19 protein-coding genes and 1 tRNA gene are annotated in these 20,126 nt (G+C 67.2%); 11 read left to right on the forward strand and 9 right to left on the reverse strand.

Annotated elements, in window-relative coordinates; genetic code table 11:
• Positions 1-197 precede the first annotated feature (197 nt).
• A complete protein-coding gene (gene ampE, locus ACILRJ_RS04180) occupies positions 198-1,088 on the forward strand; it encodes a regulatory signaling modulator protein AmpE (RefSeq protein ID WP_395680690.1) in 891 nt (296 codons plus the stop codon).
• Between the two features lie 16 nt (positions 1,089-1,104).
• Here ampE and ACILRJ_RS04185 read toward each other — a convergent pair whose 3' ends face one another.
• The 3 genes from ACILRJ_RS04185 to ACILRJ_RS04195 form a co-directional block, all read right to left on the reverse strand.
• On the reverse strand, positions 1,105-2,526 hold the full coding sequence (locus ACILRJ_RS04185; RefSeq protein WP_395680692.1) for a short-chain fatty acid transporter: 1,422 nt from the start codon (positions 2,524-2,526) through the stop codon (positions 1,105-1,107).
• Positions 2,527-2,720: 194 nt separating this feature from the next.
• On the reverse strand, positions 2,721-3,638 hold the full coding sequence (gene yedA / locus ACILRJ_RS04190; protein ID WP_395680694.1) for a drug/metabolite exporter YedA: 918 nt from the start codon (positions 3,636-3,638) through the stop codon (positions 2,721-2,723).
• A gap of 98 nt (positions 3,639-3,736) precedes the next feature.
• A complete protein-coding gene (locus ACILRJ_RS04195; protein WP_395680696.1) occupies positions 3,737-4,024 on the reverse strand; it encodes a hypothetical protein in 288 nt (95 codons plus the stop codon).
• A gap of 89 nt (positions 4,025-4,113) precedes the next feature.
• On the opposite strand from ACILRJ_RS04195, the gene ACILRJ_RS04200 reads away from it, so the two are divergent.
• Complete coding sequence (locus ACILRJ_RS04200) at positions 4,114-4,443, forward strand: Rieske (2Fe-2S) protein (RefSeq protein ID WP_395680698.1); 330 nt, start codon at positions 4,114-4,116, stop codon at positions 4,441-4,443.
• 198 nt (positions 4,444-4,641) lie between these two features.
• Here the strand turns inward: ACILRJ_RS04200 and ACILRJ_RS04205 are convergent, their stop codons facing one another.
• From ACILRJ_RS04205 to ACILRJ_RS04230, 6 genes are all read right to left on the reverse strand, one after another.
• A complete protein-coding gene (locus ACILRJ_RS04205; protein ID WP_395680700.1) occupies positions 4,642-5,007 on the reverse strand; it encodes a carboxypeptidase-like regulatory domain-containing protein in 366 nt (121 codons plus the stop codon).
• A 122-nt stretch (positions 5,008-5,129) separates the two neighbouring features.
• The gene (locus ACILRJ_RS04210) at positions 5,130-6,977 is read right to left on the reverse strand and encodes an SLC13 family permease (RefSeq protein WP_395680702.1); all 1,848 of its coding nucleotides are present in this window, start codon (positions 6,975-6,977) and stop codon (positions 5,130-5,132) included.
• Between the two features lie 43 nt (positions 6,978-7,020).
• The gene (gene trmB, locus ACILRJ_RS04215) at positions 7,021-7,710 is read right to left on the reverse strand and encodes a tRNA (guanosine(46)-N7)-methyltransferase TrmB (RefSeq protein ID WP_395680704.1); all 690 of its coding nucleotides are present in this window, start codon (positions 7,708-7,710) and stop codon (positions 7,021-7,023) included.
• Between the two features lie 212 nt (positions 7,711-7,922).
• Positions 7,923-8,732 (reverse strand): thiazole synthase, encoded by an 810-nt coding sequence (locus ACILRJ_RS04220; protein ID WP_395680706.1) that lies wholly within the window; start codon positions 8,730-8,732, stop codon positions 7,923-7,925.
• A gap of 132 nt (positions 8,733-8,864) precedes the next feature.
• Positions 8,865-9,065, reverse strand: a complete 201-nt coding sequence (gene thiS / locus ACILRJ_RS04225; protein ID WP_395680709.1) for a sulfur carrier protein ThiS — start codon at positions 9,063-9,065, stop codon at positions 8,865-8,867.
• Positions 9,066-9,149: 84 nt separating this feature from the next.
• The gene (locus tag ACILRJ_RS04230) at positions 9,150-11,513 is read right to left on the reverse strand and encodes a DUF6600 domain-containing protein (RefSeq protein ID WP_395680711.1); all 2,364 of its coding nucleotides are present in this window, start codon (positions 11,511-11,513) and stop codon (positions 9,150-9,152) included.
• 260 nt (positions 11,514-11,773) lie between these two features.
• Between ACILRJ_RS04230 and ACILRJ_RS04235 the strand changes: the two genes are divergently transcribed.
• The 9 genes from ACILRJ_RS04235 to ACILRJ_RS04275 all read left to right on the forward strand — a co-directional run bounded on the left by ACILRJ_RS04235 (position 11,774) and on the right by ACILRJ_RS04275 (position 20,109).
• Positions 11,774-11,847: transfer RNA gene (locus ACILRJ_RS04235), tRNA-Gly, on the forward strand.
• Between the two features lie 85 nt (positions 11,848-11,932).
• Positions 11,933-12,427 (forward strand): ATP-dependent zinc protease, encoded by a 495-nt coding sequence (locus ACILRJ_RS04240; protein ID WP_395680713.1) that lies wholly within the window; start codon positions 11,933-11,935, stop codon positions 12,425-12,427.
• Positions 12,424-13,329, forward strand: a complete 906-nt coding sequence (gene rimK, locus ACILRJ_RS04245) for a 30S ribosomal protein S6--L-glutamate ligase (protein WP_395680715.1) — start codon at positions 12,424-12,426, stop codon at positions 13,327-13,329. Before ACILRJ_RS04240 ends, rimK begins: the two co-directional genes overlap by 4 nt.
• A 194-nt stretch (positions 13,330-13,523) precedes the next feature.
• Positions 13,524-14,000, forward strand: coding sequence for a hypothetical protein (locus ACILRJ_RS04250; RefSeq protein WP_395680717.1), 477 nt, complete (start codon positions 13,524-13,526; stop codon positions 13,998-14,000).
• A gap of 41 nt (positions 14,001-14,041) precedes the next feature.
• Entirely contained in the window at positions 14,042-14,437 is a 396-nt protein-coding gene (locus ACILRJ_RS04255) for a BlaI/MecI/CopY family transcriptional regulator (protein ID WP_395680719.1), read from the forward strand.
• The gene (locus tag ACILRJ_RS04260; RefSeq protein ID WP_395680721.1) at positions 14,434-16,152 is read left to right on the forward strand and encodes a TonB family protein; all 1,719 of its coding nucleotides are present in this window, start codon (positions 14,434-14,436) and stop codon (positions 16,150-16,152) included. Before ACILRJ_RS04255 ends, ACILRJ_RS04260 begins: the two co-directional genes overlap by 4 nt.
• A gap of 467 nt (positions 16,153-16,619) precedes the next feature.
• Positions 16,620-17,306 carry a response regulator transcription factor gene (locus tag ACILRJ_RS04265; protein ID WP_395680723.1) on the forward strand — a complete coding sequence of 229 codons (687 nt, stop codon included), beginning with the start codon at positions 16,620-16,622 and terminating at the stop codon, positions 17,304-17,306.
• Complete coding sequence (locus ACILRJ_RS04270) at positions 17,290-18,582, forward strand: sensor histidine kinase (protein ID WP_395680725.1); 1,293 nt, start codon at positions 17,290-17,292, stop codon at positions 18,580-18,582. The genes ACILRJ_RS04265 and ACILRJ_RS04270 overlap by 17 nt, the downstream gene beginning before the upstream one ends.
• 60 nt (positions 18,583-18,642) lie before the next feature.
• Complete coding sequence (locus ACILRJ_RS04275; protein WP_395680727.1) at positions 18,643-20,109, forward strand: choice-of-anchor Q domain-containing protein; 1,467 nt, start codon at positions 18,643-18,645, stop codon at positions 20,107-20,109.
• Positions 20,110-20,126 lie beyond the last annotated feature (17 nt).

Genomic DNA, 20,126 nt, shown 5'->3' on the forward strand with positions numbered 1-20,126 from the left:
AGCCGCTACAGGTGCTGGGCGCGCGCCGGGCGTTGGTCGCGCGGGCAGCAGCTCCGGCACGAACACGTTCGCATTCGCCGCGATGCTCCCCGGTCCCGGCCCCGCTCGCCTGCGCGCACCTTTGATGCAGCACGCCGCCCGGGGCGCCGCGTCCGCTAGAATGCGCCGCAACGCCCAACGCAGCGCATGACGGTTCCATGGCCCAGACCCTGCTCGCGATCCTGCTCGTCCTCGCCGTTGGCTTTGCGTTGCCCGATCTCTCGCGCTGGCGGGATTTTTACTGGTTGCAGGTATGGATCGCGCAATGGACCCGCGCGAGTGGTGATGCGGCGCGCCCGCGCTTCGCCGCCGCCCTGCTGCCCTTGCTGCTGGTCGTCGTGTGTTCTCTGATCCAGCTCGTGCTGAGCCATGTGCTGTTCGGCCTGCCTGCATTCGCGTTCGGCGTCGCGGTGCTGTTCTACTGCTGGGGACCGCGCGATCTCGATGCCGACATCGAGGCGGTGTTGAAGGCACCCGACAGCGATCGGCGCATCGCCGCCGCGCAGGCCCTGCGCGCCGACACCGCGGGCGCGCCACTCGCGTTCGAGTCGGGCGCGCTGGTCGAAGCGACGTTCGATGCGGCGCTGTCGCGCTGGTTCGGCGTGCTGTTCTGGTTCGTCGTGCTCGGTCCGGCTGGTGCGCTGGGTTATCGCGTGGTGCAGTTGATGGCGCGCAACTCGGTATTCAACAATGGAATCGACGCGACCCAGCGCGACACGCTCGAACGCACCGCGCGCATCCTCGACTGGGCGCCGGCGCACCTCGTCACGCTGACACTCGCACTGGTCTCCGATTTTGACGCGGTGATCGCCTCCTGGCGCACCTATCATGCCGCGCACGGCAAGGGCTACTTCACGCTCGACCTTGGTTTTCTCGGCGCGGTCGCCAAGGCCGGCATTGACGCGGACGTCGAAGCCGGCGACGGCTACGCGACCGATGTCAGCAATCCACTGGTCGAACTCGCCGATGCGCAGCGCGCGCTGCGCCGCATCCTGGTCGGCTGGCTCGCCCTGATCGCACTCGTCGCGCTGGTGGTGCTGACGCGCTGACCCTCGATGCGAGCTTTCAGGGCATCACCGGCGGATGCCATTCGAGCGTGAGGCCGAGCGCCCACAGCAGGAACAGCACCAACGGCACGTGCACGACGAACTGCACGAAGGTGAAGCCGACGAGGTCGCGTGCCTTGAGGCCCAGAATGCCGAGCAGCGGCAGCATCCAGAACGGGTTGATCAGGTTCGGCAGTGCTTCCGCAGCGTTGTAGACCTGCACCGCCCAACCGAGGTGCGCATGCACGTCGTTCGCGGCCTGCATCACGTACGGCGCCTCGATGATCCACTTGCCGCCGCCGGAGGGCACGAAGAAGCCGAGTACCGCCGAGTACAGGCCGATCACCGGTGCGAACGTGTCCTTCGAGGCGAGCGCAACGAACATCGATGACAGGTGGTGCGTGAGCGTCTGTCCGTCGCCGCCCTTCGCGCCGGTGAGGATGCCGGCGAGGCCGCCGTAGAGCGGAAACTGGATCAGCACGCCGGTCGTTGCCGGCACAGCGCGCGCGACCGCGTCGAGGAACCGGCGCGGTCGCCAGTGGAGCACGAGCCCGGCGACGAGGAACAGGAAGTTGTAGGTGTTGAGATTCGAGATCGCGCTCGCGAATCCCTTGCCGGCGAATTCGCGGCCGAGCCAGGCGATCCCGAGTGCGGCGAGCGCGAGGCTGACCAGCGGGCTGTATTCCAGCCATTCGCCGGGCCGGCGCGGTGTGCGGACATGGTCCGCAACGGCGGTTTCCGGCGCCACTCCGCAAGCGACTGCATCGCGGACCGCTTCACCGCGCGGCGCGCTCCACCAAGCGATCGCCACCGAGACAAGGATCAGGACTGCGGTCAGCAGCATCGACTGCCACAGGAATATCGTCTCGCTGAAGGGGATCACGCCGGTGATCGCCAGTACCGCCGGCGGCAGGCTCGCTGGATTGGCCTGCAATTGCGCCGCCGAGGAACTGAGTCCCATCGCCCAGCTCGCGCCGAGGCCGAGGTAGGCAGCCGCGCCGGCTGCGCGATAGTCGAGGCGCAGGTCCTGGCGGCGCGCGAGCGCGCGCACCAGCAGGCCGGCGAAGATCAGGCTGAAACCCCAGTTGAGCAACGATGACAACATGCTGACCAGCGCGACACCGGCGATCGCGCCGCGTCCGCTGCTGGGCACACGCGCGAGGCGATCGACGATGCGCGCGACCGGCGGCGAGGTTGCGACGACGTAGCCGCCGACGACCACGAACACCATCTGCATGGTGAACGGGATCAGGCTCCAGAAGCCGTCGCCGAACGCGCCGGCGGTGTCGAGCGCGCGCGCACCGGTGCCGAACGCGGCCAGCGCGACGAGCACGACGCCGAGCGCGGCGAATGCGAACGCATCGGGAAACCAGCGTTCGGCCCATGCCGCCGATCGCAGCGCGAACCGCGCCACCCACGCATCGTGTGCGTTCCCGCTCATCGCGACCTCCACGCCGGCAACGCGTCATTATGGACACGCCGAGCGCGCCATTCTCAACTCGTTCGCGTCGGTGCCCCTTCGACCCGCCCTCGGGGCCTGCGCTCAGGGCGAACGGGTTTTCTTTTCAGTGCGCGGGAAGGCCGTTTGCGTTGAGCGCAGCGGGCGCAAGCGAGCGGAGTCAAGACGCTTTCTGTTCAACCACGCTCGCGCGCAAGCGCAATCAGGGCGACGCCGCCGAGGATGACGGCCATTGCGACCAGGTCGAAGCCGTGCACCGCTTCGCCACCGAACAGCGCACCGACCAGCACCGCGACGGGCGGGTTCACATAGGCGTAGCTCGTCGCGAGCGCGGGGCGCACGGTGTTGAGCAGGTACAGGTAGGCGCTGAAGCCGACCAGTGAACCCGCAATCGCGAGATAGACGACGGCGAGATTCGCGGCCAGCGGTGGTGACACCGGAAGGCGTTCGCCGATCAGCAAGGCGAACGCGAGCAGGACCGCGCCGCCGGTGAGCATCTGCGCCGCGGTGTTCATCGCCGCCGGGGGCATGTCGCGGCGCTTGCTCCATACCGAGCCGAATGCCCACGATCCGGCCGCGACGACCAGTGCCAGCGCGCCGATTGGCGAGCCGGCCATGCTGCCGCCGAGATTGAGCAGGATCACGCCGGCGAAACCGACGCCGAGGCCGAGCCATTCCATCCGCCGTGGCCAATGCCCGTACAAGCCGCCGAACACTGCGGCGAACAGCGGCATGCTCGCGACCGCGACGGCGGCGAGACCGGAGGCGACGCTCTGTTCGGCGAAACACACCAGGCCGTTGCCCAACCCGAGCAGCATGACGCCAGTCAGCGCGGAGTTGATCCATTGCTTGCGGGTCGGTGCGGCCATGCCGCGCCAGCGCAGGAACGCGTACAGCGCGCCGCCCGCGCACAGGAAGCGCACCGCCGCCATTAGGAACGGCGGCCAACTGGCGACCGCAATGCGGATCGCGAGATAGGTAGAGCCCCAGACGAAATACAGCGAAATCAGGGCGATCGGCACCAGCAGGCGCGGCCCGAGCAAGGTCGGACTCGCGCCGCGCTCACGTGCGCCGCTGTGGGAAAGATCGTTCATCGGTTCGGCGTCAGAGCGTTGGCGCTATCCTGAAGCGAGGATGGCCCCTGCGCGAGGACCGCCCCCGGGTCATTCGATGGAGCCACCGGCGCCGGGTTTCAGGAATGGGTCGCGTGCCCGTGGGCATCGTGATCGACGACGCGGAACTCGCCCTCGATGACGCCCTGCGTGTCGCGCGTCGCGGTCGCGGCGTGTCCGGTCGTTGCTGCGCGCGGAGCACGCAGCGCGCGCATCAGCGCGAACACCATGCCGCCAAGCGCGAGCACGGCGATCGCGAACACCCCGATCGCGAGCAACACGACCACCGCCATGACCGCGAGCACGAGCGCGGCCAACCGCGCGAGCGGATGGCGCGACTTCAGCCTGTAAAAGCCGGCGTGGAACATGACGCGAATCTCCGTGTGCCAGAATGCAGCGAGGATGCAGCGTTCCACCATAGGGGTGACGGCGCGCGCCCACAAGTGCTGGAAGTTGCATGAACGAATCCGCGCCGCTGTGCCGGCTCGATGACATCGCCGATGGCGGCGCGATCGCCGTGCAGGTCGACAGCGCGACCGGCGGTTTCGAGCTGATCGTGTTGCGCCAAGGCGAACTGGTGTTCGCCTACCACAACGAGTGCCCACACGCCGGGCGGCGCCTCGACTATGCGCCCGGGCAATTCCTCGTCAGCGACGGTCGTGTCGTCTGCGCCGCACACGGCGCGACCTTCCGCGTCGACAACGGCGCCTGCCTCGGCGGACCGTGCAGCAATGGACTCGTGCCGATGCCCGTGCGCGTCGTCGATCGCGAGATCCGCCTGCGTTGATGCGTGCGGCGGTGGTGTGGCCATGCGGAGCAGCGCTCCACGCGAAGGGGTTCACGTTCGCTCCCGGATCATGGTCCGGGGCAGGTTCCGAGCGCAGCGCCGCAGGCGCGGAGTCGAGGGGACATTCGATGCGTCGCGGGTGTTTCGACTTCGCGGAACAGCGCCCAACACGAATGGTACGGATGTGCCCGGGCTTCCCTAGTCGACTTGCGCGCGCACGTCCTGTTGTGCGACCTGGCCCGCGCCGCAGGCACAGTTCGCCGTCATGCCGAGGATCGAGCGCGTAGGGATGCGCGTGCCGGTGACCACCGTCGGCGCGCTCAACAGGTCGACGCGATAGCGCCCTATGTCGGATGGTACGACGGTGTCGAACGAGAACGCCGCGTGCCGGTCGGCCGCGCTGAACTGCGTCTGGCCGGTGTCGATGTCGAGCAGGCGCACGACCGCCGAACCGATTGGCCGGCCGCCTGCATCGTAGGCAGTGCCGGAGACGCGGCAGCCGTCGGCGGCGAGCGCGCCGGACGCGGATAGCGAAAGGACCAGGACGACGACGGTGCGGTTCATGGCGTGCCTCCTCGGGATGGCAGCGTCCATGCGGTGCAGGTCCGAGCGTTCATGCTACACCCGCAAGCTGGGCGCGAATGCGCAAATCCTGCGCGATCGGTCGACCTCGGTGTGGGGCTCGCTCAGCGACGGAATACCAGGTTCACGCTTGCCAGCATGATGACCAGCATCAGCAGGGTCAGCGGGATGCCGACGCGCAGGAAATCGCGTGAGCGGTATCCGCCCGGGCCGGACACGATCATGATCACCGGGTTCGCGCTCGGGATAAGGAACACGTTCGACGTCGAGATCGCCACAATGAGCGCGTAGATCGCGGGATTGCCGCCGGAAACGAGCGCGACGTTGATCGCCATCGGGACCATCATGACCGTCGCGCCGACATTGGAGACGACCTGCGCAAACAGCAGGCTGAGGATCGCGACCACCGCCTGCAAGCCCCATTGCGGCCATTCGCCGAGATATTTCAGCACTTCCTGCGCCAGCCACGCGGCGGCGCCGGTCGAATCCATCGCCCAGCCGAGCGGGATCAGGCAGGCGAGCGTGAAGATCGTTTTCCAGTTGATCGCGCCATACGCCTCGTCCATGTCCAGCACGCCCGAGAGCAACATGCCGAGTGCGCCGACCAGCATCGCGATCGACAGGCGGATGTCGGTGAACAGGCCAAGCCCCATCGCGAGCCCGAAGAAAGCGGTCGCGTGCCAGATCTTGCTTGGCCGGTGCTCTTCCTTCGGGTAGTCGGTGACGACGACGAAGTCGCGCGATTCGGCCGTCTGCGCAAGGTCGCGCCAGAAGCTGTGCAGCACCAGCGTGTCGCCGGCGCGCAGCGCGACCTGGCGCACGTCCTCGCGGAACACCTGATCGCCGCGGTTCACCGCGAGCACGGATATCGCGTAGGTCTTGCGCACGCGCAGGTCGCCGACCGTCTTCTTGATCCAGGTCGAGTTCGGCGGAATCACGACTTCGGAGATGCCCGCGCGCGCCGGATTGAACAAGTCGGCGAAATTGCGCAGGCGCGCCTGCACCTGGCACAGCTGCACGTTGGCGAAGTCGCTGACCGCTTCGCGCTTGCCGAGCACGCCGAGCACGCTGCCGACCCAGATCATCTGGTCGCCGGGCGGTGCAAGGCGCGCCTCGCCGCCGGTCTTGAGCGCGAGGATCAGCGGGGCGCCGCGCAGTTGCTCGACTTCGGTCACGCTCATGCCGACCAGCGGGCTGTCGGTGGTGACCGTCAGTTCGAACACTTCGCCGTCGATGCCGTAGGTCTCGGCGAAGTACGTTTCGGTGCGCCCCGGTGTGACCTTCTGGCGTTCCTCGTCGCCGGGCAGCAGGCGGCGCGTGAACAGCGCGAAATAGGCGAGGCCGCCCAGCAGGAGCGGGATGCCGACCGGCGCGATCGCGAACAGGCTGAAGGTCTGGATCGTCTGCGCGCCCGGCGGCAGGTTGCGGTTCGCGCTCGCGATCAGGTCGTTGAGCAGGATCAACGGCGAGTTCGAGATCATCGTCATGTTGGTGCCGCACAGGATCATGCAGGCCATCGGCAACAGCAGGCGCCTGAGCGGCAGTCCGGTGCGCGCGCTGATGCGGCTGACCACCGGCAGGAACAGCGCAGACAGTGCCTGGCTCTGGATCACCGCGGAGAGGCTGCCGACCATCGCGTTGATCAGCAGCGACACGCGTGACTCGACGCCGCCAGCGAGGCGCAGGATGAACGAAGCGGCCTTGTTAAGCACGCCGGTGCGGTCGAGGCCCGCGCCCATGATCATCACCGCGATCAGCGAGATCACCGCATTGCCGGCAAAGCCGTCGAACAGCTGCTCGATCGGCAGCAGGCGCGTGATGCCGATGACGACTATGACGAGCAGGGCGACCAGGTCGGCGCGGATCCACTCGAGCACCAGCATGACGACCGTGAACGCGAGCAGCGCGAACACGAGCGCCATGTTGGTGGTGAGGGTCAGGCCGGCGTCCATTCGGGGCAGCTTCTTGTTATCGGCCGATGCGCATCAGCTGCGCTCAGGTTCGTTCATGGACGAAGTCCCATACGCCATGGCCGAGGCGCAGGCCGCGACGTTCGAAATGGGTCTCGATGCGCCAGGGCGGGCGTACGGCCGGATCGGCATGCTGCGCATCGATGCGCCAATGTGGCGCCGACGCGAGCACGTCGCGGATATGCTCGGCATAGTCGGCCCAGTCGGTCGCCAAATGCAAGCGCCCGCCGGGGATGACGCGGCTCGCGAGCAGGGCAAGGAACTCCGGCTGGACCAGGCGCCGCTTGTTGTGGCGCTTCTTGTGCCAGGGATCGGGAAAATAGATGCGCACCTCGGCCAGCGATGCGGGCGCGATCTCGTGCTCGAGCACCTCGACCGCATCGTGGTTGTACAGGCGCACGTTGTCGACCGCGGCCTCGGCGAGTCCGTTCATCAGCCGCCCGACGCCGGGGCGATGCACCTCGATGCCGATGAAGTCGCTTGCGGCTTCGGCCTGCGCGGAATGCAGCAACTGTTCTCCGTTGCCGAAGCCTATCTCGAGCACGCGGGCGGCGTCGCGGCCGAAGCTCGCAAGGAGATCGCGCCGGGCAGCGGTGTAGTCGAGGCCGTAGCGCGCCCAGTGCTGGTCGAACGCGCGTTGCTGGGCCGGCGTGAATCTCCCCTGGCGCAGCACGAAACTGCGGATGCGGCGCTGGTGGAGCGCGGACTCATCCATGGGATGGCGGGTACGGGCTGGTTGTCGAATGCGATCGCCGCGGTTCGGGTTTCGCGAGCCAGCCAATTTCCGAACCACGCGTCTCCTGCCCGTCATTCCCGCGAACGCGGTGATCGAGTGTCTTTTCCTGCAACCGCCCGAAGTCGCTGGATCCGCGCATTCGCGGGGACGACGGCACGTGTTCGAATCTTGCCGGGAATGATCGCATCGGCTCAGATCAACCCGTCGACGGGGCTGGATGCCGAGGCAAAGCGCTTGCGCGGGATGCGGCCGGCGCGGAACGCGGCGCGGCCCGCTTCGACCGCGAGCTTCATCGCATGCGCCATCAGCACGGGGTCCTTCGCACCGGCGATCGCGGTGTTCATGAGTACGCCATCGCAGCCGAGTTCCATTGCGATCGACGCGTCGGAAGCGGTGCCCACGCCAGCATCGACGATGACCGGCACCTTCGCGTTCTCGACGATCTCGAGCAGGTTCCAGCGGTTCTGGATGCCAAGGCCCGAGCCGATCGGCGCCGCCAACGGCATCACCGCCACGCAACCAATCTCCTCCAGGCGCCGTGCGAGGATCGGGTCGTCGCTGGTGTAGACCATGACCTCGAAGCCATCGGCGACGAGCGTCTCGGCGGCGGCAAGCGTCTGCACCACGTCGGGGTAGAGGGTCTTCTGGTCGCCCAGCACTTCGAGCTTGACCAGGGTATGGCCGTCGAGCAGCTCGCGCGCGAGGCGGCAGGTGCGCACCGCCTCGTCGGCGGTGTAGCAACCCGCCGTGTTCGGCAGGATCGTGTAGCGATCCGGTGGCAGCACATCGAGCAGGCTGGGTGCGCCCGGGTCCTGGCCGATGTTCGTGCGACGGATCGCGACCGTGACGATTTCCGCGCCGGCCGCTTCGGTCGCGCGCCGCGTCTCGTCGAGGTCCCTGAATTTGCCGGTGCCGGTGAGCAGGCGCGAGCGGTAGGTCTTGCCGGCGATCACCAGGGCGTCGGTGGTGGCATCGAACGGGGATTGCGCGAGGGCTGTCATGGGAGTCTGTCGCGATGGATCGAATGGGCCATTTTCGCCCATCCGAGCCTGCCGTGGACGAGTGACCGGAAGAATGGGCGGGATTCGAGCCGGATCCGGCATCTGGCCGGACGCGGGCCAAGTGGTGCCGCGTCAGCCGCCGCCGATCGCCTGCACGATTTCGACGCGGTCGCCTTCAGCGAGGAGATGCTCCGCGTGGCGGCTGCGAGGGACGATGTCGCGATTGATCTCGACGGCGACGCGGCGCGCGCCGAATCCGCTCTGCTCCAGCAACTGGGCCAGCGACGTGGTCGCGGATACCTCACGCGATTCGCCGTTCAATACGATCCTCATGCGCGGATTGTAGGCGAGCACCAGGCTCGGACACACGCGCAGGCCGGAAGAAGAGGCCGCGCCTCGCGCGGCGCCCGCTGACGATCAGCGCCTGCGACGGTCGTCGTCGCTCTTGTCGCTCTTGTCGCCGTTGTCACGCTGGCGCTCCTGCGGCTGAGCGCGCTGCGGCGGCGGCTGGCGCACCTGCGGGGCCTCACGCACCTGCTGCTGCGGCGGCGGAGCCTGACGCATCTGCGGTGCCTCGCGCTGCGGCATCTCGCGGACTTCGCGCTGCGGCTGCTGGCGCATCTGCGGTGCCTCGCGCTGCGGCATCTCGCGGACTTCGCGCTGCGGCTGCTGGCGCACCTGCGGTGCCTCGCGCTGCGGCATCTCGCGGACTTCGCGCTGCGGCTGCTGGCGCATCTGCGGTGCCTCGCGCTGCGGCATCTCGCGGACTTCGCGCTGCGGCTGCTGGCGCACCTGCGGTGCCTCGCGCTGCGGCATTTCGCGGACTTCGCGCTGCGTCTGCTGGCGCATCTGCGGTGCCTCGCGCTGCGGCATCTCGCGGACTTCGCGTTGCGGCTGCTGGCGAACCTGTGGCGTTTCGCGCTGCTGCGGCAATGCCTGGCGCTGGGCCGGCGTGTTACGGCTGTCGCCCTGCGCGTTCCCGCGGTCGCCATGCGGAGCGAAACGCGACGACGGCAGGCCGCCGCGATCACCGGACGGCTGCACACGGCTGTCGCCACGGGGAGCGACGTTCGGCTGCGTGCGCGTGTCCGCGCGCGGCGCGACCGTGGCACGGCCGGGCATCGGCTGCTGTCGGGCATCGCCCGCCGGGCCGCGCTGGGGCGCAGCATTCGGACGCGTCGGCAGCGGCTGCGGGCGTTCGGCACCCGCGCCCACGACCTGCACCCGGCTGCGCGAGTTCGCTGCCGGGGCTTCACCCGCAGCTCCCGGGCGCGTGGCGATCTGACGTTGTTCGCTGCGTGCGAGCGGTTGTGCGTCGTTGCGCTGGATCGCCTGCACTCGCGCGGCGGTCGCAATGGGTTGCGGCGGCGGTGCCGTGCGTGCGATCACGCGGCGGTCGACCGCGGCCGTCTGCGGCACGTTGCGCGTGCGCGCGTTCGCCGCGACGAAACTTGCCTGGGTCGGCGCGATCGCCAGCCGACTCGCCACTTGCGCATTGCGCAGTTGCGCCGCGTTGACCTGCACGCGTGCATCGCCGACCGCGCGGGCGCCGACGAACGTCTCGCGGGAAACCGCGGTCACCGCGTTGACGTTGTTGCGATAGGCATAGTTGGCGTTGGTGATCGGTCGACCGCTCGAGTAGTTGTTGTACACGTTCGTGATGTAGGTGTTGTTGATCACGGTCGTGTTGCGCACGTTGATGTTGTTGAAGTAGCCACGCGAGGCGCGGTACCACGGCACGTAGACGTCGCGCGGACCGAGCGGGAACCAGCCGACCGGGCCGCCGCCGATCGAGACGCTGGCACCCCAGCCGCCGCCGCCGACGAACGCGACCAGTGCCGGTGCGTAGATCGCGCGTACATGACGCGGCCCCGGGCACCAGCCCCAGCGATCGCGTACCTGCACCCAGCGACCGTAGTGGAACGGTGCGAAGCCCCAGGAGGCATTGTCGACCCAGGTCCAGCCCCACGGGTCGATCCACGACCAGTGGCCATCGCGGTACGGTGCCCAGCCGACCGATACCGAGGCCGGATACCAGACGTTGCCGTATTCGCGCTCGTCGCTCCACGAACCGTTGTCGTCGAGGTCGGCGTAGCCGATCATGTCGTCGGCGACGTAGCGGCTCGAAACCGAACGCTGGTGGCGCGTATCGCGCGCATCGGCCCAGCGGTCGAAGTCGTCCGCACGGGGCAGGTCGAGCACTTCGTAGTCGCGCAAGGCAGTGTCGTTGAAGCGGTACGAATTGCCGGCGCGCACGCTGTAGCTGGCGTTGTTTTCGCCGTACACGTCGCCGCCGCCGTCGAACACCGTCACCATGGTCGAAGTGCCCTGGGGATCGATGTCGATGCGGTACTGGCCGGGCTGGCCGATGACGAAGGCCAGCGTCGGCGTGTCGATTTCGTAGCTCTGGCCGTTGTCGAGGCGACGCACCCGCAGGTTGAGCACGCCCTCGGTGAGTTCCATCTGCGCGATCTGGTCGTCGAGATTGAGCAGGTTGAACGTGCTTCGCTCGTCGAGGCGGACCGCGGCAGCACCGATTTCCAGTTCGACGCGTGAATCCCGATCGGTGTAGACCTTGTCGCCGGTGCCGAGCGGCCTGTTCAACGAGGCTTCGACCCAGCGGTCGTCACCGGCCGCCTGGAAGCTGACCTCGCCGCGCAGGAATCCGACGCGCGCGACGCGATCCGGCGGGTCGGCCAGCGCCGAACCCGCAAACGCGCCAAGCACGGTTGCCAGCGCGGCGGCGCACCACGCACGTGGAAAGAAACGCTTCGTGTACATCGATGATCTCCAAGTGCCTACGCCAACCCCGGTCGCGGTGGGACCGAATCCCCAGACCATCGGCCGCCGGGTTTGACAGGCTGTGCACAGTATCCGCGTAGTCAGGCTGAATGATGACTTTCCGCTGTATCGACCTTGCAATCCCTTGCGAGTCCGCTAGGCGGACATTCAGGATCGGCAGCCGTCTTGTCCGCGTCGATGGCGACCGCTACGCTTCGCGTCTTGCGCTGTCACCGGGCAAAACGCCGGACCGGTCCCGTGCGGGTGTAGCTCAATGGTAGAGCTGTAGCTTCCCAAGCTACTGACGAGGGTTCGATTCCCTTCACCCGCTCCATCCCGGCAGCGACCGCATCCGCCCGGGTCACCCGCCGTCAAGTGCGCCATACGCGCGTCACGTCCTCCTCCCCGAGGTGTCCCGAGTGCCCCGACCAGACGCCGCTGCCGCCGCGCTTTCCGTCGACCGTCCCGCCAGCCTCGGCTGGCGCGAGTGGGTTGCGCTGCCTGGACTGGGCATCGGCGCGATCAAGGCCAAGCTCGACAGCGGCGCACGCTCCTCCTCGCTGCATGTCGAGGCGATCGAGACGTTCGACCTTGCGGGCGTCGCGCACGTGCGCTTCCAGGTGCGCGTGCGGCGGCGCGGCAACGCGATCGTCGCCTGCACGGCGCCGGTGCTCGACCGCCGCAGCGTCACCGATTCCGGTGGGCATCGCAGCGAGCGCTGGTTCATCCGCGTGGAGCTGGAGATCGCGCGACAGCGCTTCAGCACGGAAATGAACCTGACCGATCGGCGCGCGATGCTGTTCCCGCTGTTGCTCGGCCGTTCCGCGCTGGCGGGTCGATTCCAGATCGACCCGGCCTCGTCCTATTGTTGTCCGCGGCCGCCGCGGACCCCCACGCCCCGGATCCCCGCATGAAGATCGCCATCCTGTCGCGCAACGCCAGTCTGTACTCGACTCGCCGTCTGGTGGAGGCCGCTCGCGCGCGCGGCCACAGCGTGCGCGTGCTCGATCCGCTGCGCTGCTACATGCGCATCGCCGCCGGCAAGTTCGAGATGCACTGGAAAGGCAAGGCGTTGCACGGCTTCGACGCGGTGATTCCGCGCATTGGCGCATCGATCACGTTCTACGGCACCGCCGTCGTGCGCCAGTTCGAGATGATGGGCGTGTACACGCCGAACGACTCGGATTCGATCTTGCGCGCGCGCGACAAGCTGCGCTCGCTGCAGCTGCTCGCGCGCGAGGGCATCGACTTGCCGGTGACCGTGTTTGGCGACAATCCGGACGACACGCGCGACCTGCTCACCATGCTCGGCGAGCCGCCGCACGTGATCAAGCTCAACGAAGGCGCGCAGGGGCAGGGCGTGATGCTGGCCGAGAAGCGCGGCGCCGCACTCGGCATGATCGAGGCGTTCCGCAGCCTGTACGCGAACTTCCTCGTGCAGGAGTTCATTCGCGAGGCCGACGGAGCCGACCTGCGCTGCTTCGTGGTCGGCGATCAGGTCGTTGCGGCGATGCGGCGGCAGGCGCCCGAAGGGGACTTCCGCGCGAACATCCATCGCGGCGGCAGCGCCAGTGCGGTGACGCTTAGCGCGCTTGAGGTCCAGACCGCGCTGCGTGCAGCGCGGGTGATGGGCCTCGGCGTCGCTGGCGTCGATCTGCTGCGCTCGGTGCGCGGGCCACTCGTGCTCGAGGTCAATTCCTCGCCCGGGCTGGAGGGGATCGAGGGCGCGAGCGGGGTGGATGTCGCTGGCGCCATCATCGAGTACATAGCGCGAATTCGCGCCGTGGCCACGCCGGTGCGCAGGAAGCGCAAATAGACGTGGCGTCGCTCTCCGCAGCCGAGCAGGACCGCCGCGCCGGGCCGTCGGAATCAACGACAACCGATGTACGAGGAGAATCGTTGACAACGCCGGGAGGGCGGCCTTAGCATCACCAAAGGTTTCCGTCAGGGGACCCCGGAAGGCATCAGCCCATTGCGCCTCCGGCCATCGATTCTCAAGGGGTGTAACTCATGAAGGTCCGTTTCATTGGTGCGCTGTTGTTGCTCGTCATGTCGGTGCAAGTCGCCGGCGCCGCCGACAAGGCGAATCCCGCGGTCAACGCGAGCGACAAGGATTCGTTCCAGACCGTGTCGGAATGGGTGCGCAAGCAGATGGATGCGGGCGGTCGCTACGCCGAGACCAATGGCGAGGAGCGCCAGGTCGTCAACGCGCGCCTCGACGAGATGAGCAAGTTGTTCGAGCAGAAGTCGTCGGTGGACCAGATGAGCATCGACGAGAAGAAGAAGTTGCTGGTCGACCAGGAAGAGATCAATTCGATCCTCGGCAAGCGCGATGGCGACCGGCTGATCTGCAAGTCCGAGCGACCGATCGGCTCCAACCTTCCGGTCAAGACCTGCGTGACGGCGCGCGAGCGCGACCAGCGTCGCCGCGAGGACAACAAGGAACTCGAGCGTCAGCAGGTGAACAGACAGAAGAAATGGGGTTGAATCGACACCTTGCGGATGTCGGGAAAAGGCCGGGAGTGGGCATGACCAAGATCGACAGTGTTCCGAAGCCGACGGAAGCGGAGCTCGGCATCCTCAACGTCCTGTGGGAGCGCGGGCCATGCACGGTCCGCGACGTCCACGAGGCGCTGTATCGGGAAGAAGGTGCCGGCTACACGACGGCACTCAAGCTGCTGCAGATCATGCACGGCAAGGGGCTGGTCCTGCGCGACGACTCCGAGCGCGCTCATGTGTTCCGTCCGGCGGTCAGCAAGGAGCGCACGCAGAAGCGCTTCGTGGTCGACATCGTGCAGCGTGTGTTCGACGGCTCGCCTTCGCAGCTCGTGTTGCAGGCGCTCGGTGGCCGCCCGAAGGCGACGCGCGAGGAGCTCGACGAGATCCGTGCGCTGCTCGACCGGATCGAGGGTGCGCAGCCATGAACGCATTGACGCCGTGGATCCATGCTCTGGGATGGACATTGCTGCATTTCCTGTGGCAGGGCGTGCTGGTCGGCATCGCATTCGCGGCGGCGCGCGCGCTGCTGCCGAAAGCCAACTGCCGCGCCCGCTATGCCACCGGCCTGGCCGCACTCGCCGCGCTTGCCCTGTGGCCGCTCGCGACCTTGATCGCGCTGCGACCGCAGTTCGATGCGGATGTCGAGGCGATCGATCTCGGTGCGGCGAACATCGTGCAGGCGGCGCCGGTTCAGGCCTTTGACCTGCTCGCCCGTCTCGACCAGGCCTTGCCGTGGCTCGTGCTGCTTTGGGGCGTCGGCGTGCTGGCCATGGCCGCACGCACCGTGCAGCAATGGCATGCGTTGAGTCTGGTGGCGCGACGCTGGGCGCACGCGCAGGCGGACCTTGATGCGATGATGCTGGGATTGACGCGGCGCTTCGGCTTCGTGCGGCGCGTGCGCGTGCTGGTGTCGGGGCGCGTCGACACGCCGATGCTGTTCGGCTGGATCAAGCCGGTCGTGCTGCTGCCCGCTGCGGTCGTGCTCGGATTCCCCCGCCACCAGATCGAACTGATCCTCGCGCATGAGCTGGGTCACCTGCGTCGCTACGACCACGTGGTCAATCTCGCTCAGGCGCTGCTTGAGAATCTCATGTTCTATCACCCGGTCGTGCACTGGATTTCCCGTGAGGTGCGCGACGAGCGCGAATTGTGCTGCGACGAACTGGTATTGCAGCTGACGTCCGGCGAGCCGCGCGAATACGCGCGCACGCTTGCCTCGCTGGAGGAACTCCGCCACACGGCAGGTTCGCTGGCGCTGGCCGCGAATGGCGGCGAGCTGCTCGAACGCGTGCGCCGCATCGTCGGCATGCCGGCGCCACGCATCGGCGTCGAGCGCCGCGCTTCGGGTCGCTGGTTGCTGGTCGCGTTCGGGCTGGGCGCCGCACTGCTGGTCGTGCAGCGGATCGAGCGCGCGACCGGTCATGCGCTTACCACGCCGCGTCTTGCAGTCTCATGGCTCGGCGGTCTGGATGCCGCGGGCCTGTTGCCAAGTGTGGCGCCGATGGATGCGTTCCACCTGCCGCGCTTGCGATTGGCGCCGATAAACCTGCCGGCCGCCGAGGTTGCCGCGTCGGTGCCGGCTGCGGTCGCGGCTACGAGCGCGAAAGCGACGCTCGCGCCGGAAGCCGTGGTGAGCACCCGCAGCGCGATCGCACCGACCCCCGCAGCGACACCGGCTCCGACCGCAGTCGTGCCGCCCGCGACCGCGACGTATGCGCAGAAACCGACCGAGCTGGCTTCGATCCCGGTCGAGCAACGGGTGCCGGTGGAGACGGGCGCGATCCGCCAGCGCAAGCCGGTTGCAATGCATACCGTCGCACCGACCTTCCCGAGTTTTGCGCACACCGAAAGCAGCCGGGTCGAAGTGAGTTTCGGCATCGCCGCCGATGGTTCCGTACGCGACATCCGTTTTGCACAGGGCGGCGACGGGGCGTTCGAGCGGGCGGCAGAGAAGGCCCTGAAGCAATGGCGTTTCGATCCGGCGACCCTGCCTGCCGACGGCGGCATCCGCTATACGCAGGTGTTCGTGTTCGCGAAGTCGCGGGCGTCGGGCGAGCGCTGCATCCTGGCGACCGGCTCGCGCATCTGCCGGGACATCGGCGAGGGCACGCTGGCCAAGGTCTACAACGACGGAAACTGAGCGCTGGGGAACCTCGGGCAACGAGTCAAGCCGAGTTGTTCAGAGGTTCCTTAACGGCAAGATCAGGGCCGTTTAACAAAGCCTTAATCCGGACGTACCTATATTCGATTCCACTGTAGTTCTGCTCGACACTCCTAAGTCAGGTTCTGTGACTGGCAGAGTACGGTAATCGGGGCAGTAGCTTTTTGGCCCAAGCGAGGTGTGTTCCCCCAATGAACACCTCCTTGGGCCATTTTCTTTTTGCGGTTTGCCCGTGGGGTCGTCCCTGACCGCTGCGTCCGATGCGGGTTCGTGCCACGTTTTCCGGCTTGGACTTTCGGGCGCGTCCTCAGCGGCCGTCGCCGCACTCCCCATCGGGAGCCGTCCTGCCAAATCGCTTGGCCTTTTCCGGCAAGACCCCATCTTGTGGAACTTCCAGCGCGCCGGTGCGCTCCGCATCAGCGGATTTCCCGCGTAAAGTAGACACCATGCGAATTCTCGTCATTGAAGACAACAGCGACATCGCCGCGAACATCGGCGATTTCCTCGCCGACAAGGGCCACGTGGTCGATTTCGCCGGCGATGGCGTGACCGGGCTGCACCTCGCGGTCGTCAACGACTTCGACGTGATCGTGCTCGATCTCGGCCTGCCGGGCATGGACGGCCTCGAGGTTTGCCGCAAGCTGCGCCAGGAAGCGAAGCGCCAGACTCCGGTGCTGATGCTGACCGCGCGCGACACGCTCGACGCGAAACTCACCGGCTTCGATTCCGGTGCCGACGACTACATGGTCAAGCCGTTCGCGCTGCAGGAGCTGGCGGTCCGCCTCGATGTGCTCGGTCGCCGCGGCAAGGGCGGCAAGAGCCGTGTGCTGCAGCTCGCCGATCTCGTCTACAACCTCGATACCCTCACGATCAGCCGCGCCGGCAAGCAGATCACGCTGAACCCGATCGGCCTGAAGTTGTTGCAATCATTGATGGAGGCGGCACCTTCGGTTGTCACGCGCCAGGATCTCGAGACGCGCGTGTGGGGCGAGGAGCTTCCCGACAGCGACTCGTTGCGCGTGCACATCCACGGCCTGCGCGCGCAGATCGACAAACCGTTCGAGAAGGCGTTGATCCAGACACGCCACGGCATCGGCTACCGCATGGTCGATCCGGATGCGTTACCGGCGTAGGCTCCGCTCCCGCATCATCATTTCCTTCGCGCTGTTCGGCCTCGGCCTGACCGCGCTGTTCGCGCTCGCGACCGTGTACATGCGCACGCGGCTGGAAGACCAGCTCGTCAACACGACGCTGGAGCGCGAGCTGCGCCATTTCGTCGACTTCAAGCGCGACAACCCCGATCCCGCCGCGCCGTGGTCGATGTCGGTATACCAGGCGCAGATCGTGCGTGCCGGGCGCACCGCGACGGTGCCGCTCGCCTGGCAGAAGTATGAAAGCGGCGTCTACGACATCACCGATGTCGGTCAGGAAGGGCGACTGCGTCCATACAAGCTCGCGGTGTACAAGGACGGCGAGTTCTGGGCCTACCTGCGCTTCGACGTCGGCGCACAGAAACTCGGCGAGCGCCAGCTGCTGACGGTGCTCGCGGCGTCGGTGCTTGCGTTCGCGATCTTCTCGCTGCTGATCGGCTTCTGGCTGTCCTCGCGCGTGATGAGCCCGGTCAGCGAACTCGCGCAGCGCGTGCGCGCGATGAGCCGCAGCGGTCGCCCGGAATTGCTCAAGTCGCACTTCGCGAACGACGAGGTAGGCCAGCTCGCCGCCGCACTCGATGACTACTCGACGCGCCTGACCGAGATGGTCGAGCGTGACCGCGAGTTCAATGCGGACGTCAGCCACGAATTGCGTACGCCGCTGGCCGTGATTGCCAGCACGACCGAATTGCTGCAGGCCTCGCCCGATCTCGCCGACAAGCCGCGCGAACGCCTCAAGCGCATCGAGCGCGCGGTGCGCCAGTCAAGTGAACTGATCGACGCGCTGTTGCTGCTGTCGCGGCGCGAACGTCAGGCGCCGACCGATGGCGAGACCACCGACGTCGCCAAGGTCGTCGAGCAGGTCGTCGATGCGCAGCGTACGCATGTCGCCAACAAGCCGGTCGCGGTGCGGGTCGAGATCGAACAACCACTCGAGACGGTGGCGCCGTCGTCGGTGGTCGCGGTCGCGCTCAGCAACCTCATCGGCAACGCGTTCAAGTACACCGCGGCGGGCGAGGTCATCGTCACGGTCGGCCATGGCCGCGTGACGATCGAGGACACCGGTCCCGGCATCAACCCGGAAGACGCCGACAAACTGTTCGAGCGCGGCGTGCGCGGCACCACGGTCGGCAAGGGCGGCGGACTCGGTCTCGCGATCGTGCGGCGCCTGTGCGAACTGTACGGCTGGCGCGTCTCCCTCGCGCCGCGTCCGCAGGGTGGCGCCACGGCGACGTTGGAGTTCGCCTCCCCGCGCTGACCCGCCTTCGGGTTTGCGGCGCTGTTTCCCGTATTTCGGGAAACCAAGGGAGAGAGCGCCATGATCGATTTGCCGTCATCAACGCACGTATCGCTGCGCCGCGCGCCGCTGGCAGGCTGCCTCGCGGCGATCCTTTGCCTCGCCACCCCGGCTGCCGCCGTTGCCGCCACCAGTTGGACGGTGAACACCTGCGACGAGACCAATGCCGGCAGCGGTACCACCGGCAGCCTGCGCTATGCGGCCGCGAACGCTATCAGCGGCGACACCATCGACATGTCGACCCTCACCTGCAGCACGATCTCGCTGACGACCGGCGCGGTCACATTCGCGCAGGCCAACATCACACTGAATGGACCGGGAAAGAACGCGCTGACGATCGAAAGCAGCGACGACCGTGTTCTTTACCATGTCACCACCAGCTCCCCAACCGGAACCCTTTACGTAAACGACCTCACGGTAGCCAACGGCTACCTGCATCCCGGACTGGGAACGACCGCCAGGGGCGGCTGCATCTTTTCGTACGGGAAGGTCTCCCTGAGCCATGTCGGCGTTCGCGCGTGCCGCGCGGTGTCCGTGGGCGCCCCCGTGCGCGGCGGCGGCATCTATGCCAAAACAGGCATTTTCGCCAAGTACAGCGATATCACCGGCAATACCGCAAGCAATTCGGGCGCCAACGCCAATGGTGGCGGCGGCGGGATTTTTACCTACGGCTACGCCGTTCTCGGCAACAGCACGCTAAGCGGCAACTCGGCGCCGACCGGCGCCGGTGGCGGGCTGCGCGCATTCCGCGATGTGCAGACCATAGCGTCCACGATCTCCGGCAACACCGCACAGTGGGGCGGCGGACTGTATGCACAGGACAATCTCAGCAGCGCGTCCGATACTTTCGTGCTCTTGAACAGCACCGTGTCCGGCAACCTCGCCACCCTTCGTGTCGGCGGCGCGCAGACGAATGCCGGAACCATCCACGTCTACAATTCCACCGTCGCCTTCAACACGGCGGGGTCCGCCACCGGCTACGGCTCGCGGCACTATGCGCCGGGTTTCACCATCTCCGACCAGGGCGCGTACTACACAGACCCCAGCCACTTCCAATTGAAGGTGGTGAAGCTGCAAAGCTCGATATTTTCGAACAACGCTTACGCCAATCCCGTGGCCACGCCCGACGACATTGGCGTGGCGAAGTTCACCTCGAACAGCCTCAATTCGACGCCGACCAGTGGCGAGGACAATCTCGCGTTCGCGACCACGATCATCGGCTTGCCGAACACGCTGACCAGAGGCGTTTGCCCGCAGCTCGAACCGCTGCGCAACAATGGCGGTGTCACACAGACGCACGCCCTGTTTGGAGGCAGTCCCGCCATCGATGCGGGCAACACCTTCGCGACCGGGCTCAGTCCCTTCGACCAACGCAGCGCGCCGTACGCGCGCGTGTCGGGAGCGGCGGCCGACATCGGCGCCTACGAAGTCCAGCAGGGTGATGGCATTTTCGTGAACGGATTCGATGCGCCGCCGTCATGCATCTGACCGCTGGGAAATGTCCG

The organism is Dokdonella sp. (assembly GCF_044227025.1).
GTDB lineage: Bacteria > Pseudomonadota > Gammaproteobacteria > Xanthomonadales > Rhodanobacteraceae > Dokdonella_A.